Raw genomic sequence first — 16073 nt, 5'->3', positions numbered from 1 at the left:
TACACCAACCCGTGAGGTGTTTATGAGCGCGACCCCCAATGGCGCGGCGGATCAACCGTTCGTCAGCCACTCGATACGCCTGAGCCTCAACGGCCAGGATCGCCAGCTGGATGTATTGCCCTGGACCACGCTGCTCGACCTTTTGCGCGAACAGCTCAACCTGGTGGGCAGCAAGAAAGGCTGCGACCACGGCCAGTGCGGTGCCTGCACGGTGTTGCGCGATGGCAAACGGATCAATGCCTGCCTGACCCTGGCGGTGATGTGCGACGGTGCCGAGCTGACCACCATCGAGGGCCTGGCCACCGGCGACCAACTGCACCCGATGCAGCAGGCCTTTATCAAACACGACGCCTTCCAATGCGGTTATTGCACCCCCGGCCAGATCTGCTCGGCCGTTGGCCTGGTCAACGAAGGGCGCGCCCATGACAGCGCGCAAATCCAGGAGCTGATGAGCGGCAACCTGTGCCGCTGCGGCGCCTACAACAATATTCGCGACGCCGTGCAGGAAGTCTTGGGAGGTGAGCAGTGAATCCCTTCCACTACAGCAAACCGGCCGATGTGCAGGAGGCCGTGCACCTGAGCAGTGGCGCTTCGCGTTTTATCGCCGGAGGCACCAACCTGCTGGACCTGATGAAAGAAAACATCAGCCGCCCCGAGCATCTGATCGATATTACCGGGTTGCCGTTAAACCACATTCAGGAGACAGCCGAGGGCGGTGTGCTGATCGGCGCCCTGGTGAGCAACGCCGACCTGGCCTGGCACCCGCTGATCGAACAGCGTTACCCGCTGTTGTCCCAGGCGATCCTCGCGGGCGCCTCGCCGCAACTGCGCAATATGGCCAGTACCGGCGGCAACCTGTTGCAACGCACGCGGTGCTACTACTTCTATGACACCCACGTGCCCTGTAACAAGCGCGAACCCGGCAGTGGCTGCCCGGCGCGCACCGGCCTGAACCGCATCCACGCGATTCTCGGCGCCAGTGAACAGTGCGTCGCGACCCATCCTTCAGACATGTGCGTGGCCCTGGCAGCGCTGGCAGCGCGGGTGCATGTCGAAGGTCGCGGCGGCGCGCGGGTGATCGAATTCGCCGACTTCCACCGTCTGCCCGGTGATGCGCCGCAGCGCGACAACCAATTGGCCGATGACGAGCTGATCACCGCCATCGAACTGCCCGCCGACAACCTGGCGAGCCATAGCAACTACCTTAAAATCCGCGACCGTGCCTCCTACGCGTTCGCCCTGGTGTCCGTGGCCACAGCACTCGAGCTGGACGGCGACACCATCATTGACGCGCGCCTGGCGTTGGGCGGGGTGGCCCACAAACCCTGGCGTGACCGCGCGGTGGAAGCCTCGTTGATCGGCCAGGTGGTCAGCCGCGAAACCTTCAGCCAGGCCGCCGACGCACTGCTGCAGGACGCCGAGCCGCTGGCGCACAACGGCTTCAAGATCAAGCTGGCACGCCGGGGGATTATTCGTGCCCTGAGTGACGCCGCTGTCGCAGGAGAGCGCCCATGACCGCTATCGGAAAACCCCTGGACCGTGTCGACGGTCTGCTCAAGGTCACTGGCCAGGCGCGTTATGCCGGTGAATTTCCTGAACACGGTCTGCTCCACGGCAGCGTCGTGTCGAGCAGCATTGCCAAGGGCCGCGTGATTAAAATCGAGGCGTCCAAGGCCCTGGCGTTGCCGGGCGTGGTGGAAGTCATCCACCACCTCAACCGGCCCAGGATCGCGAGCTACGACGATGCCTTCCAGGACGCGGATGCGGCCGACGGTTCGCCGTTTCGCCCGCTCTACAACGACCGCGTGCTGTACAGCGGCCAGCCCCTGGCCCTGGTGATCGCCGACAACCTGGAGCTGGCGCGACATGCCGGCTCCCTGGTGGAGATCGAGTACGCAACCGAGGCGTTCGAAACCGACCTGGCGGCAGTGCAGGAACAGGCCCACCCCTCACCGCAAACCCCGCCAGGGCCGCGCGGCAACTTCCAGGCCGAATGGGCCGGCGCCGCCATCAGCCTGGACCTGCACTACAGCACGCCGGTCGAACACCACAACCCCATGGAGCCCCACGCCAGCACCGTCCTGTACCAGACCGACGGCACCCTGCATATCCATGACAAGACCCAAGGCCCGCAAAACTGCCAGGCCTATGTGCAAAAAGTGTTCGGCCTGGATAAAAGCCAGGTGCGCATTTTCGCCGCGTTCGTCGGCGGCGCTTTTGGCTCCGGCCTGCGCCCGCAATATCAATTGCCGCTGGCGGTGATGGCTTCTCTGGCGCTCAAGCGTTCGGTGCGGGTCACGCTGACGCGCCAGCAGATGTTCACCTTCGGCTACCGCCCGCGCACTTTGCAGCGCTTGCAAATGGGCGCCGCCGCCAACGGGCGTTTGCTGGCGTTAGGGCACACGGCTATCGGCCAGACGTCGCGCTTCGAGGATTTCAGTGAACATGTGGTGGAATGGAGCGGCATGCTCTACCACTGCGATAACGTGCAGCTCACTTATAAGCTGGCGCCACTGGACGTGTTCACGCCCTTGGACATGCGCGCGCCGGGTGCGGCCCTCGGGGTGATCGGCCTTGAATGCGCCATGGACGAACTGGCCTGCGCCTTGGCCATCGACCCGGTGCAACTGCGCCTGATCAATTACGCCGAGCGCAACCAGAACGAAGACAAGCCCTGGTCGAGCAAGGCCCTGCGCGAGTGTTACAGCGAAGGTGCCGAGCGTTTCGGCTGGAGCCAGCGCAACCCCGAACCGCGCAGCATGCGTGATGGCCGCCAGTTGATCGGCTGGGGCATGGCCGGCGGCGTGTGGGAGGCCATGCAGATGAAGGCCAGCGCCAAGGCGCGGATCGACGCGCACGGCAAGCTCACTGTCAGCAGCGCCACCACCGATATCGGTACCGGCACTTACACGGTAATGACCCAGATCGCCGCGCAGGCCAGCGGCGTGGCGGTCGAGAACGTGGCCTTTGTGCTGGGTGATTCATCACTGCCTACCGCACCGCTGCAGGGCGGCTCGTTTACCGTGTCCTCCGTCGGCACGGCCGTGCAGCAAGCCTGTGAAGCCTTGACCGCCAAGCTATTGGAAATCGCCCGGCAGACTTACCCGGTGTTCAAGGATGCCGCGTCCGTGCGCTTTGAAGAGGGCCAATTGCATACCGGCGACGTGAGTGTGTCGTTGGCACAGCTGGTCAAGGACAGCGGCGAAGACGCATTGGAGGTGCAGGTCGACAGTGAGCCGGACAAGAAACGTGAAGGCTACGCCACGGCCACCCATTCGGCGGTGTTTGTCGAGGTGCGCGTGGATGAGGACCTAGGCACCATCAAGGTCAGCCGCGTGGTCAGCGCCATCGCCGCCGGGCGCGTGGTCAACCCGAAGATGGCCCGCAGCCAGATCCTCGGCGGTGTGGTGTGGGGCATCGGCATGGCCCTGCATGAAGAAACCCAGATTGACCATCAGCTGGGGCGCTACATGAACCACAGCCTGGCGGAGTATCACATTCCGGTGAACGCCGATATTGGCGAGATTGATGTGGTGTTTGTCGAAGAGCACGACGAGATCGTCAACGCCCTGGGCTCCAAGGGAGTCGGTGAAATCGGGATTGTCGGCGTAGCGGCGGCGGTGGCGAATGCGATTTATCACGCCACCGGCAAACGGGTGCGGGAGTTTCCGATTACCTTGGATAAGGTGCTCTAGCCCCGATCCTCAACCCACCGAAGATCCAAAATGTGGGAGCGGGCTTGCTCGCGAAGGCGGTGGATCAGCCAGCCGATCAGGTGACTGACCCACCGCCTTCGCGAGCAAGCCCGCTCCCACATTTACTGTATTTCAACAATAAGATGGCGGCGGGCTTAAACCTTAGGCTCTACCACCGGCACATGCATCCGATCTCGATTCGCCAAGGTCGGAAACAACTTGATCCACACCCCGGTCACCACCAGCGTACCGATCCCGCCCATGACCACGGCGGGCACGGTGCCGAACCAGTGCGCGGTAATCCCGGACTCAAACTCACCCAACTGATTGGACGCGCCGATAAACAAGCCGTTGACCGCACTGACGCGCCCGCGCATTTCATCCGGCGTTTCAAGCTGCACGAACGAGGCGCGGATCACCATGCTGATCATGTCGGCTGCGCCCAGCACCACCAGCACCGCCAGGGAAAACCAGAACGAAGTGGACAGGCCGAAGGCGATGGTTGCCACGCCGAACACGCCCACCGCGGTAAACATCACGCGGCCAACGTGCCGGTCGACAGAGAACCGCGCCAACCACAATGACATCAGCAACGCACCCACCGCCGGTGCCGAACGCAGCAGGCCCAGGCCCCAGGGGCCGGTCAACAGGATGTCCTTGGCGAACACCGGCAACAACGCGGTGGCGCCGCCCAGCAGCACCGCGAACAAATCGAGGGAGATGGCGCCGAGGATGTCCGGGCGGCTGCGGATGAAGCGGATGCCGGCCAGCAACGAATCCATGGTCGCCTTGGCTTTGTTCAGCGGTGTCTGGCGCGCAGGCAAGTTCAGGGTCAGCCCGCAGGCAATGAGGTACAGCACCACCGTGGGGCCATATACCCACACGCTGCCGAATGCATAGAGCAAACCGCCGAGGGCCGGGGCAACAATGGTTGCCAACTGCTGGGCTGACTGCGACGAAGCCACTGCCCGCGGGAACAGCGCGCTGGGCACGATGCTGGGGAGCATCGCCTGGGTGGTGGGCATTTCGAACGAGCGCGCGGCACCCAGCAGGAAGGCGAGGATAAAGATCATCTCGCGGGTCACGTTACCGGTCAGGCCACCGATGGCCAGGGACAGTGCGATCAAAGCCTGCACGGTCTGGCAAATGGCGGCGACCTTGCGTCGCTCATAGCGGTCGGCCACATGCCCGGTGTGCAGCATGAACAGCACGCGCGGTACGAATTCCACCAGGCCGACCAATCCCAGGTCCAGCACATTGCCGGTCAGTTGGTAGAGGTTCCAGCCGATGGCCACGGTGAGCATCTGGAAACCGCTGGCGGTGAAAATGCGCGCCAGCCAGAACGCGATGAAAGGGCGGTGGTGACGCAACAACAACGCGGGTTCACTGGGCATTGGGAGTTCAGGTCAGGGCCGAAGGAAGCGCCGAGATTATCATTAAGTTGTAACAGATAGTTGCGCCAACTGAGCTGAGACAGTCTGTCACGCGGCAAAAGACCACGCCGCCCTGCGTCGAAAATGGGACTACTCTTTGAGCAATGCTTGATCCAGATCAATTTCCGCACGTTGGTCTGGCGGCCTCAGGGCCAGATTCCCCGCACGGCGGGTAAAAAAAGAAACGAATTGAAATTCGCCAGACTCCATATCCGTGGGGGCAGTGGGTGCAGGCTTGCGCCCGGAACCGGTTTCACCTGACAGAGGAAGACTTATGTTCGGTTTGGAGGCGCTAGATCTCGCCCGAATCCAATTTGCGTTCACCATCTCTTTCCACATCCTGTTCCCGGCGATCACCATCGGCCTGGCCAGTTACCTTGCGGTGCTGGAAGGCTTATGGCTCAAGACCAAAAACGACACCTACCGCGACCTCTACCATTTCTGGTCGAAGATCTTTGCCGTCAACTTCGGCATGGGTGTGGTGTCCGGTCTGGTCATGGCCTACCAGTTCGGCACCAACTGGAGCCGCTTCTCGGACTTCGCCGGTGCCGTCACCGGGCCGCTGCTGATGTACGAAGTGCTCACGGCCTTCTTCCTCGAGGCGGGTTTTCTCGGCGTGATGCTGTTTGGCTGGAATAAAGTGGGGCGCAACCTGCACTTCTTCGCCACGGTCATGGTGGCCGTGGGTACCTTGATTTCCACGTTCTGGATCCTGTCGTCCAACAGCTGGATGCAGACCCCGCAGGGCTTTGAGATCGTTGACGGCCGAGTGATTCCCACCGACTGGTTTGCCATCGTCTTCAACCCGTCGTTCCCCTATCGCCTGGCGCACATGGCCACGGCGGCTTTCGTGGCCACCGCGTTCTTCGTCGGCTCCTCGGCGGCCTGGCACTTGTTGCGTGGCAAGGACAACCCGGCGATCCGCAAGATGCTCTCCATGGCGATGTGGATGGCCCTGATCGTTGCGCCTATCCAGGCGGTGATCGGTGACTTCCATGGTCTCAATACGCTGGAGCACCAGCCGGCGAAAATCGCCGCGATCGAAGGCCACTGGGAAAACAAAGGCAACGAGCCAACCCCGCTGATCCTGTTTGGCTGGCCCGACATGAAAGCCGAAAAAACCAAGTACGCGGTGGAAATCCCTTATCTGGGCAGCCTGATCCTCACCCACTCCCTGGATAAGCAGGTGCCGGCGCTCAAGGAGTTTCCACCCGAGGATCGCCCCAACTCGACCATCGTGTTCTGGTCGTTCCGAGTCATGGTCGGCCTGGGTTTCCTGATGATCTTCACCGGCCTGTTCAGCCTCTGGCTGCGCCGGGGCGACAAGATGTACACGTCCAGGCCGTTCCTGTACCTGGCGTTGTGGATGGGGCCGTCCGGCCTGATCGCGATTCTTGCGGGTTGGTTCACCACCGAGATCGGCCGTCAGCCGTGGGTCGTCTACGGTTTGATGCGCACGGCGGATGCTTCTTCCGGGCATAGCCTGGCGCAGATGACGATTACCCTGGTGCTGTTCGTGGTGGTGTACTTCGCGCTGTTCGGCGCGGGCCTGGGCTACATGATGCGCCTGGTGCGCAAAGGCCCGGTCACCCATGACGTCACTGAGCCAACCCATGGTGGGCCCGGCCAGAAACGCACACCGGCGCGTCCGTTGTCGGCTGCCGATGATGGCACCGAGAATGATATGCCATCCGACCAGCACGACGACATCCAGCACAAGGGGCATTGAGATGGGTATTGATCTTCCGCTGATCTGGGCCGTGATCATCATCTTCGGCATCATGATGTACGTGATCATGGACGGCTTCGACCTGGGGATCGGCATTCTCTTTCCGTTCGTTCCGGGCAAGACCGATCGCGACGTGATGATGAACACCGTAGCGCCCGTGTGGGACGGCAATGAAACCTGGCTGGTACTGGGCGGCGCGGGGTTGTTCGGCGCTTTCCCGCTGGCCTATTCGGTGGTGCTGTCGGCACTGTATCTGCCGCTGATCCTGATGCTGATCGGCTTGATCTTTCGCGGGGTGGCCTTCGAGTTTCGCTTCAAGGCCAAGGACGACAAGCGGCACCTGTGGGACAAGGCGTTTATCGGCGGCTCGATTGCGGCCACCTTCTTCCAGGGCGTGGCGCTGGGCGCATTCATTGATGGCTTCCAAGTGGTCGATCGCCAATTTGCCGGAGGTTCGCTGGACTGGGCCACGCCGTTCACAATGTTCTGCGGCGTGGCGCTGATCGTGGCCTATGCGTTGCTTGGCTGTACCTGGCTGATCATGAAAACCGAAGGTCCGCTGCAGGAAAAGATGCACAACCTGGCACGGCCGCTGGCGCTCGTGGTGTTGGCGGTGATCGGCATCGTCAGCCTGTGGACGCCATTGACGCATCCTGAAATCGCCTCGCGCTGGTTCACCCTGCCGAACCTGTTCTGGTTCCTGCCGGTGCCGATCCTGGTACTGGTGACGCTGTACGGGCTGTTCCGCGCCGTCGCACGGCATGCGCATTACACGCCGTTCCTGCTCACGCTGGTGCTGATCTTCCTGGGCTACAGCGGTCTGGGGATCAGCCTGTGGCCTAATATCATTCCGCCGTCGGTGTCGATCTGGGACGCCGCCGCGCCGCCGCAAAGCCAGGGCTTCATGCTGGTGGGCACGTTATTCATCATCCCGCTCATCCTGGGTTACACCTTCTGGAGCTACTACGTGTTCCGCGGCAAGGTCACCCACGAAGACGGTTATCACTAGGAGGGTATTTCCATGTCCGGCAAACCTTCGTTGCACGATATTGAACAGGCCGAGAAACGGCCGTTGTGGCGGCGCCTGGGATGGCTGGCGATGATCTGGGCCGGCAGCGTGCTGGCGCTGTTTATCGTGGCCAGCCTGATGCGCATGTTCATGAATGCGGCCGGCTTGACCACGCACTGACTTCCCATCCCGTTGCCTTGCGGCACGGTTTTGGCCTTGCCCCTCTTAGGAGTGGCAGGGCCTTTTTTATTTGCGCGCCTTAAGGATCACGAATTTTGGCGTGGTGGCGACGTGTTCGACGCCCCGGAACAAGCGCGCCAGCTTGGTGTGATAACCCAAATGCCGGTTGCCGACGATATACAGCGCACCGCCTGCCACCAGCGCTTCCCGGGCCTGCTGGAACATGCGCCAGGCGAGAAAATCACCGACCACTTGCTGCTGGTGGAACGGCGGGTTGCACAGCACCACCTCCAGAGAATCGGCGGCCTGGCCCGCCAGGCCATCGGCGGCACGCACGACAGCATCGCGTTCACCGAGCGCGGCGTGCCAATTGGCGGCCGCCGATTGCACGGCCATATACGACTCGTCCACCAAGGTGTACTGCGCATCGGGGTTTTGCAGCGCGCTGGCGATGGCCAGTACACCGTTGCCGCAACCCAGGTCTGCCACCCGCGCGTTGCCCAGGTTTTTCGGCAGGTGCGGCAGGAACGCGCGGGTGCCGATGTCCAGGTTTTCACGGCAGAACACGTTGGCATGGTTCAGCAGTTCGATGGCCGGTGCGTCGAGCGTGTAACGGGTGGGGTAAGGCGAAACGGCAACCGGGCGGTCTTGCACCGTGGCGATCAGCAAGCGTGCTTTTTTGACCGCCAGCGACGCCTGCATCGGCCCGATGTAGCGCTCCAGCAACTCGCCGGCCGCCCGTGGCAAGTGCTTGATCATTGCCCCGGCGATGACCTGGGCACCCGGCGCCAGGTGCCCTTGCAGGCGGATCAATTGTTCTTCAAGCAGTGCCAGGGTTTTCGGCACGCGAACCAGCACGCGGTCGAAAGGCCCGGCGGGTATCTGGCTGGCCGGGATAAACGGTACAGCATCAAAGCTCTTGCCGTTGCGTATCAGGTTTTTCTCCAGGCCCTGTGCCGCCAGGAATGAGTCGCCACTGGAGGTGACTTGCACCTGGCCCTCTAGGCTGGCCGCCAGGGCGCCGAAGCTGTCGTTGAGCACCAGCACGCGGGTTGCAGAAGACGGCTGCTGTTCGGCCAGATGATTGAGCAGGTACTCGTCAGCGGCATCGAACGCTTGCAGCGGATCGTTGTGTTGCTCTGGCTGGCGGATCAGGTCGAGCTGGGCGAAGGGGCTTTCAAGCAGGGGCATGGCGGGGGAGGCTCTGGGTAAACGATAGGTGTTCGGCAGTGGCCGGCCGAACCGTCTGAGTGAACTGCGTGCTGCGCCCGGAGGCTGCTCAACACTCAGATTTGGCCGTAAATGTTACGTTTTTTCCAGCGCGATTACATGGCGTTTCTCGTTGGGCTAAAACAGCCCCATTTTTGATGCGCGCAGCACCGCGGCGATCTTGTTATTGACGCCTAGCTTCCTGAGTATGCTGCTGACGTGAAAGCCCACCGTACGGGGTGTAATTTTAATGATTTGGCTGATTTCGTCAGCCGTCTTGCCCAAGGCAGACCATTTGAGGATCTCGGTCTCCCGTGCGGTCAAGGTGCTGACAGGGTTGGCATGGGGTCTGTCGGCATGCTTGCGCGCCAGTGCGTCATGTATCAAATGGCACAGCCATAGCGCCAGGCCTGCTTTTTCGTAGAGCTCTTCCGGGGTGACTGCGCCTTTACTGCGGCTCAGGGTCAACATGCTGATCACCCCTCGGGGATCATGCACGCTAAAGGTCAGCGCGTTATGCACGCCCAGGGTTCGTGCCAATGTCCAGAGGCTGGGTACGTATTGGAATAGTGCTTTTCGCCAGACAAGGGGTAATACATTGCTCTGGCAGTATTCCACGACGGGGTCTATGCGGAAGAACTCTGCCTTGGCATAGAGTATTTCCCATTCATCCGGACAATTTGTAAGTACAGTTGGGTGCGCATTGTCTCTCGATTCATTGGAACTCATCTTCACGCAACAGTAGTCGAAGCCAAGCTCATAGGTTTTAGTGATCACCCTTTCAAAGACCTCGGTCAGCTCGTCCTCGTCTTTATGTTGGAGGGGTTGTGTATTTATCCAGCGGATCATCGGATATTCTCCATGCCGTCCCATTCTCTGTGCCCTGAGGTACATCCTGAACCCCCAACGCCGCACGGGAATGAGTGTAGGACAGCGGCTACATCTCAAGAGGAAAATTTCGTTATTGAACAGAAGAATTTAAGAATTTTTTTGCAAGAATATTTGCATGTGCTCTTAAGCGGGCCGCTGAAAGTCACGGATTATTAATAGATTGAAGCGTTCTGTAACGATCAACTAACACCCTCTTTATGAACTTGCCAAAACGGCTAATAGCGAATTGATTGGCGGTGGAATTATTTAGCCACTACTGCTGCCTGCACGAAGCCACTACTCGCCGTAGGTGTTTCCATGCGCCACTTTGAGGGACACTAGGCCACCTGCTGAACGGAGGCCCCTATGACGGCCAGTGCTGAGAAATTTACCCGCCAGACCTTGCTTGATGTGCAATCGCTGACCCCCAGCCTGTTTACCCTGCGCACTACCCGCGATCCGGGGTTTCGTTTCACTGCCGGCCAGTTCGTCCGCCTGGGGGTGACCAAGGCGGACGGCAGCACCGTATGGCGCGCTTACTCGCTGGTGTCCTCGCCGTTTGACGAACACTTGGATTTCTTCTCCATCGTCGTCCCAGGCGGTGAGTTCACCAGTGAGCTGAGCCGCCTGCGGGTGGGCGACACGCTGCTGGTGGAACGCCAGGCCACGGGCTTTCTGACCTTGAACCGGTTTGTCGACGGCCGCGATTTGTGGATGCTGGGCACCGGCACCGGGGTGGCGCCGTTCCTGTCGATTTTGCAGGACTTCGAAGTCTGGGAAAAATTCGAGCGCATCGTCCTGGTGTACAGCGCCCGCGAAGCCAGGGAACTGGCTTATCAGGCGCTGATCAAGGAACTGGGTGAGCGCGAATACCTGGCCGAATACGCGCACAAGCTCACCTATATTCCCATCGTCACCCGAGAACAACATCCCGGCGCGCTGAATGGGCGGATCACGGCCCTGATTGAAAATGGCGAACTGGAAAGCGCGGCCGGCGTCGAGCTGACCCCGGAACATTCGCGCGTACTGATTTGCGGCAACCCGCAGATGGTCGATGACACGCGCCAGTTGCTCAAACAGCGTGATATGAACCTGAGCTTGAGCCGTCGTCCTGGCCAGGTGGCGGTCGAAAACTACTGGTAATAAAAAGGCGCCCCTGGCAGGCGCCTTCTTTCCAAGCCGGCATTTATTGAAGCGGCTTGTCGTGCTGCGCCTTGAGCAGATCGCGGATCTCGCCCAGCAACACTTCTTCCTTGGTAGGCACCGGTGGCAGCTTTGGCGCAACGGCCTCTTCGCGCTTCAGGCGGTTGATGACTTTTACGCCCATAAAGATCGCAAACGCGACGATCAGGAAGTCCACCACGCTCTGGATGAATTTACCGTAGGCCAGGATCACCGCAGGCGCGTCGCCTTGGGCTGCCTTGAGTGTCACGGCCAGATCACCGAAGTCCACACCGCCGATCAACAGACCGAGTGGCGGCATCACCACGTCGCCTACAAACGATGAAACAATTTTGCCGAAGGCGGCGCCGATGATGATACCGACCGCCATGTCGACCACATTACCTTTGACCGCGAAGGCCTTGAACTCACTGATCACGCCCATAGGTTATTCCTTGTTACAGATGAGAAGGGTGGGGCTTAGTGTAAGTCAGTCGTGGCGGGCTTGCCTGACACAACCGTTAACACTGTTAGTTTTTATCGACACATCAAAGCGCAAATAGTTTGCAAAGTGCCACTAATCGCGCGCGAAATACGCGCCGAATCATGGGTTTACCAGATTATTTTATTAATCGGGTTGGTACGGCTTTTCTATTTATCTTCTGACTCGGGTGTCACTAGCCTCTGGCAAGCACAACTGAATGTGCATTAAAAAAACCAGAGGAAACCTCGATGAAAAATCCAAAGAGCCGCGGGCCTGTTGCAGCGCGATCCGTGCTGATACTGGTAACCGCCAGCCTGCTTTCCCTTTCTGTGCAGGCCGCCAACCTGACGCGCGATAACGGCGCCGCCGTGGGCGATAACCAGAACTCGCAAACAGCCGGCCCCAACGGCCCAGTATTGCTGCAGGACGTGCAACTGATCCAGAAGTTGCAACGCTTTGACCGCGAACGCATCCCTGAGCGCGTGGTACACGCCCGTGGCACCGGGGCCCACGGCACCTTCACGGTCACGGACAGCCTCAGCGACCTGACCAAGGCAAAAGTGTTCGCAGCCGGCGAGGCCACGCCGGTATTCGTGCGCTTCTCTGCCGTGGTCCACGGTAACCACTCCCCGGAAACCCTGCGTGACCCGCGCGGTTTCGCCACCAAGTTCTACACCGCTGAGGGTAATTGGGACCTGGTCGGCAACAACTTCCCGACGTTCTTCATCCGCGATGCCATCAAGTTCCCGGACATGGTCCACGCGTTCAAGCCAGATCCGCGAACCAACCTGGACGACGATTCCCGTCGCTTCGACTTCTTCTCCCACGTGCCCGAATCCACTCGCACCCTGACCGAGCTGTACTCCGACTCCGGCACCCCGGCCAGCTATCGGGAAATGGACGGCAACGGTGTGCACGCCTACAAGCTGATCAACGCCAAAGGCGAAGTGCACTACGTCAAATTCCACTGGAAAAGCCTGCAAGGCATCAAGAACCTGGATCCCAAGCAGGTCACCGAAGTGCAGGGGCGTGACTACAGCCACATGACCCACGACCTGGTCACCCATATCAACAAGGGCGACTTCCCCAAGTGGGACCTGTATGTGCAGGTGCTCAAGCCCGAAGACCTGGCCAAGTTCGATTTCGACCCGCTGGACGCCACCAAGATCTGGCCGGATGTGCCCGAGCGCAAAGTCGGGCAAATGGTGCTGAACCGCAACCCGGCCAACGTCTTCCAGGAGACCGAGCAAGTGGCCATGGCCCCGGCCAACCTGGTGCCGGGTATCGAACCGTCGGAAGACCGCCTGCTGCAAGGCCGGGTGTTCTCCTACGCCGATACCCAGATGTACCGCCTGGGCGCCAATGCCCTGCAACTGCCGATCAACGCGCCACGGGTTGCGGTCAACAACGGTAACCAAGACGGCGCGCTCAACATGGGCAAAACCACCTCCGGTGTGAACTACCAGCCAAGCCGTTTGGAGCCTCGCGAAGAACCGCAGACCGCGCGCTACAGCCAGTCTGCCCTGTCGGGCAGCACCCAGCAGGCGAAGATTCAGCGTGAGCAGAACTTCAAGCAGGCCGGGGATTTGTATCGCTCCTACAGTAAGAAAGAACGTCAGGACCTGATCGAAAACTTCGGCGGCTCCTTGGCGACCACCGACGACGCGAGCAAGCACATCATCCTGTCGTTCCTCTACAAGGCTGACCCGGAGTACGGCACCGGCGTGGCCAAGGTTGCCAAGGGCGACTTGGCGCGCGTGAAAGCGCTGGCGGAAAAGCTGACTGACTGATCCGTTGGTTCCGGTCGGCGCCCTTAAGGGCGTCGACCCTTGGCAGGAGAAACCCATGCGTATTTCTATCGGTTTGCTGATGGCCATGCTGGCCTTTGTCGCCCAGGCCGAGTCTCCCGACCCGGTCGCGCTCAAGGCCCAGCTTCAAGATTATTATCTCGACGCCGCCCGCCGTGGCGATGTCGACATGCTCAACACCTTTATCGACTCCGGCTACAGCCTCAACACACAAGACGACAAGGGCTATACGGCGCTGATCCTCGCGGCCTATCACGGCCAGGGCCCGTTTGTGGAGCGTCTGCTCAATGCTGGCGCCGACGCCTGCGTGCAAGACAAACGCGGCAACACCGCGCTGATGGGGGCGATTTTCAAGGGCGAGCTGAAAATCGCCCAGCGCCTGCTGGCCACCGATTGCAACCCCGACCAGCGCAACGGTGCCGGACAGACGGCGGCCATGTACGCTGGGCTGTTCAAGCGCCTTGAGCTGCTGGACGATCTGAAAGCCAAGGGCGCCGACCTTAACGCCGAAGACCCGATCGGTAACAGTGCTTCACGATTGGCCAGCGGTGAAATCCGGACCCCGGCGCCGCGCTGAGCTATCATCGCGGTTTTTCGGTTGGAGGTTCTCAAATGGCGAAGGCCAAGCGCATGTACGGCTGCACGGAGTGCGGCGCGACCTTTCCCAAGTGGGCCGGCCAATGCACCGAGTGCGGTGCGTGGAACACCCTGACTGAAACCATGATCGAAAGCGGCGGCGCCGCAGCGCCCACCGGCCGTGCCGGCTGGACCGGGCAACAGGCGCAGATCAAGACCCTGGCCGAAGTCAGCGTCGAAGAGATCCCGCGCTTTTCCACCGCGTCCGGCGAGCTGGACCGCGTCCTCGGCGGCGGCCTGGTGGACGGTTCGGTGGTGCTGATCGGCGGCGACCCCGGCATCGGCAAGTCGACGATCCTGCTGCAAACCCTGTGCAGTATCGCCAGCCGCATGCCGGCGCTGTACGTCACCGGTGAAGAATCGCAGCAACAAGTGGCCATGCGCGCGCGCCGCCTGGGCTTGCCTCAGGACCAGTTGCGGGTAATGACCGAAACCTGCATCGAAAGCATCATCGCTACGGCGCGCATCGAAAAGCCCAAGGTCATGGTGATCGACTCGATCCAGACCATCTTCACCGAGCAACTGCAATCGGCACCGGGCGGCGTGTCCCAGGTACGCGAAAGCGCGGCGCTGCTGGTGCGTTATGCCAAGCAGAGCGGCACGGCGATCTTCCTGGTCGGCCACGTGACCAAAGAGGGCGCGCTGGCCGGGCCACGGGTGCTGGAGCATATGGTCGACACGGTGTTGTATTTCGAAGGCGAGTCCGACGGCCGTTTGCGTTTGCTGCGGGCGGTGAAGAACCGCTTCGGTGCGGTGAACGAGTTGGGTGTGTTCGCGATGACTGACAAGGGGCTGAAAGAAGTCTCCAACCCATCGGCGATTTTTCTGACTCGAGCTCAGGAAGAAGTCCCAGGCAGTGTGGTCATGGCAACGTGGGAAGGCACACGCCCGATGCTGGTGGAGGTGCAGGCGCTGGTGGATGACAGCCATTTGGCCAACCCACGGCGCGTAACGCTCGGCCTGGATCAGAACCGCTTGGCGATGCTGCTGGCGGTGTTGCACCGTCACGGCGGCATTCCTACCCATGACCAGGATGTGTTCTTGAACGTGGTCGGCGGGGTCAAGGTGCTGGAGACCGCGTCCGACCTGGCGTTGATGGCGGCGGTGATGTCGAGCCTGCGCAACAAACCGTTGCCCCACGACCTGCTGGTGTTTGGCGAAGTCGGCCTGTCCGGCGAAGTACGCCCGGTGCCCAGCGGCCAGGAACGCCTCAAGGAAGCCGCCAAGCACGGTTTCAAGCGTGCGATCGTGCCCAAGGGCAACGCGCCGAAGGAAATGCCTGCGGGGTTACAAGTGATAGGCGTGACACGCCTCGAACAGGCGTTGGATGCGTTGTTCGAATAATTCAGTAGCACCGCGACCCCCATGTGGGAGCGGGCTTGCTCGCGAAGGCAGGGTGTCAGTCGATAAATTCATCACTGACACATCGCTTTCGCGAGCAAGCCCACACACATTTGAATTGTGTTGACTGTTACAGCTGCAGCAACGCGCCCAACTCCCGTTCCAACTCTTCCTGATCACCCAGGTTCAGCTCGATCAGCCGCCGCAAATGGCTGATCGAGTCCAGGTCGATTTCCTTGCACGCAAAGCCTAACTGGCCGTGGTCATCGTGGGTCAGCTTGACCTGCATCTTTATATGGGCTTTCGGGTCCAGGCGAATATCGACGTCGAACGGCAGCGCCTTATTGCCTTTCCAAGTGTCGGGCCGCTTTATCGCCAGGCCCTTGAGCGACAAATCCACCAGTTCCACTGGCCATTCGTGGCCGTTTTGCCGCAGTTCGGTGGTTGCATCAATCGCGATCCGGCGGAAACAGCGGCGGTCAGACGGTTGCTCGGACATGGTTAAACCCTCGGTGGAT

Annotated in this window: 15 protein-coding genes; 10 read left to right on the top strand and 5 right to left on the bottom strand. The window is 60.8% G+C overall.

Annotated features, from left to right (window positions below; genetic code table 11):
* Positions 1 to 22 precede the first annotated feature (22 nt).
* From KVG91_RS09270 to KVG91_RS09260, 3 genes are read left to right on the top strand one after another with little or no spacing between them, the layout of a single operon-like run.
* The gene (locus KVG91_RS09270; protein WP_225926960.1) at positions 23 to 529 is read left to right on the top strand and encodes a (2Fe-2S)-binding protein; all 507 of its coding nucleotides are present in this window, start codon (positions 23 to 25) and stop codon (positions 527 to 529) included.
* Positions 526 to 1515, top strand: a complete 990-nt coding sequence (locus tag KVG91_RS09265) for an FAD binding domain-containing protein (protein WP_169376803.1) — start codon at positions 526 to 528, stop codon at positions 1513 to 1515. Before KVG91_RS09270 ends, KVG91_RS09265 begins: the two co-directional genes overlap by 4 nt.
* Positions 1512 to 3695, top strand: coding sequence for a xanthine dehydrogenase family protein molybdopterin-binding subunit (locus tag KVG91_RS09260; protein ID WP_169376804.1), 2184 nt, complete (start codon positions 1512 to 1514; stop codon positions 3693 to 3695). Before KVG91_RS09265 ends, KVG91_RS09260 begins: the two co-directional genes overlap by 4 nt.
* Before the next feature lie 155 nt (positions 3696 to 3850).
* On the opposite strand, the gene KVG91_RS09255 is transcribed toward KVG91_RS09260, so the two are convergent.
* Entirely contained in the window at positions 3851 to 5089 is a 1239-nt protein-coding gene (locus KVG91_RS09255) for an MFS transporter (protein ID WP_217894882.1), read from the bottom strand.
* Positions 5090 to 5402: 313 nt separating this feature from the next.
* Between KVG91_RS09255 and KVG91_RS09250 the strand changes: the two genes are divergently transcribed.
* The 3 genes from KVG91_RS09250 to KVG91_RS09240 are packed head-to-tail and all read left to right on the top strand — an operon-like array spanning position 5403 to position 8046.
* On the top strand, positions 5403 to 6857 hold the full coding sequence (locus KVG91_RS09250; RefSeq protein ID WP_169377531.1) for a cytochrome ubiquinol oxidase subunit I: 1455 nt from the start codon (positions 5403 to 5405) through the stop codon (positions 6855 to 6857).
* Between the two features lies 1 nt (position 6858).
* A complete protein-coding gene (gene cydB / locus KVG91_RS09245; RefSeq protein ID WP_169377532.1) occupies positions 6859 to 7866 on the top strand; it encodes a cytochrome d ubiquinol oxidase subunit II in 1008 nt (335 codons plus the stop codon).
* A 12-nt stretch (positions 7867 to 7878) separates the two neighbouring features.
* On the top strand, positions 7879 to 8046 hold the full coding sequence (locus KVG91_RS09240) for a DUF2474 domain-containing protein (RefSeq protein WP_169377533.1): 168 nt from the start codon (positions 7879 to 7881) through the stop codon (positions 8044 to 8046).
* A 66-nt stretch (positions 8047 to 8112) separates the two neighbouring features.
* On the opposite strand, the gene KVG91_RS09235 is transcribed toward KVG91_RS09240, so the two are convergent.
* Together KVG91_RS09235 and KVG91_RS09230 are read right to left on the bottom strand one after the other, a co-directional pair.
* Positions 8113 to 9237: a methyltransferase gene (locus tag KVG91_RS09235; protein ID WP_169377534.1), complete on the bottom strand. Its 1125-nt coding sequence runs from the start codon at positions 9235 to 9237 to the stop codon at positions 8113 to 8115.
* A gap of 156 nt (positions 9238 to 9393) precedes the next feature.
* Positions 9394 to 10104, bottom strand: coding sequence for a helix-turn-helix transcriptional regulator (locus KVG91_RS09230; RefSeq protein ID WP_169377535.1), 711 nt, complete (start codon positions 10102 to 10104; stop codon positions 9394 to 9396).
* Between the two features lie 387 nt (positions 10105 to 10491).
* Here KVG91_RS09230 and KVG91_RS09225 point away from each other — a divergent pair, with 387 nt between their 5' ends.
* On the top strand, positions 10492 to 11268 hold the full coding sequence (locus KVG91_RS09225) for a ferredoxin--NADP reductase (RefSeq protein WP_169377536.1): 777 nt from the start codon (positions 10492 to 10494) through the stop codon (positions 11266 to 11268).
* Between the two features lie 43 nt (positions 11269 to 11311).
* Here KVG91_RS09225 and mscL read toward each other — a convergent pair whose 3' ends face one another.
* Positions 11312 to 11731: a large-conductance mechanosensitive channel protein MscL gene (gene mscL, locus KVG91_RS09220; protein WP_169377537.1), complete on the bottom strand. Its 420-nt coding sequence runs from the start codon at positions 11729 to 11731 to the stop codon at positions 11312 to 11314.
* Between the two features lie 287 nt (positions 11732 to 12018).
* On the opposite strand from mscL, the gene katB reads away from it, so the two are divergent.
* Genes katB through radA form a run of 3 tightly spaced genes read left to right on the top strand, consistent with a single transcriptional unit; the run spans position 12019 to position 15558 of the window.
* Positions 12019 to 13560 (top strand): catalase KatB, encoded by a 1542-nt coding sequence (gene katB / locus KVG91_RS09215; RefSeq protein ID WP_169377538.1) that lies wholly within the window; start codon positions 12019 to 12021, stop codon positions 13558 to 13560.
* A gap of 55 nt (positions 13561 to 13615) precedes the next feature.
* On the top strand, positions 13616 to 14155 hold the full coding sequence (locus KVG91_RS09210) for an ankyrin repeat domain-containing protein (RefSeq protein WP_169377539.1): 540 nt from the start codon (positions 13616 to 13618) through the stop codon (positions 14153 to 14155).
* 35 nt (positions 14156 to 14190) lie between these two features.
* On the top strand, positions 14191 to 15558 hold the full coding sequence (radA, locus tag KVG91_RS09205; RefSeq protein ID WP_169377540.1) for a DNA repair protein RadA: 1368 nt from the start codon (positions 14191 to 14193) through the stop codon (positions 15556 to 15558).
* A gap of 127 nt (positions 15559 to 15685) precedes the next feature.
* Here the strand turns inward: radA and KVG91_RS09200 are convergent, their stop codons facing one another.
* The gene (locus KVG91_RS09200) at positions 15686 to 16054 is read right to left on the bottom strand and encodes a PilZ domain-containing protein (RefSeq protein ID WP_169377541.1); all 369 of its coding nucleotides are present in this window, start codon (positions 16052 to 16054) and stop codon (positions 15686 to 15688) included.
* Between the last annotated feature and the right edge of the window lie 19 nt (positions 16055 to 16073).

This window comes from Pseudomonas azadiae (assembly GCF_019145355.1).
Classification (GTDB): Bacteria; Pseudomonadota; Gammaproteobacteria; order Pseudomonadales; family Pseudomonadaceae; genus Aquipseudomonas; species Aquipseudomonas azadiae.
The sequence above is the reverse complement of the archived record's forward strand: the minus strand, read 5'-3'. Positions and strand labels throughout refer to the sequence as shown.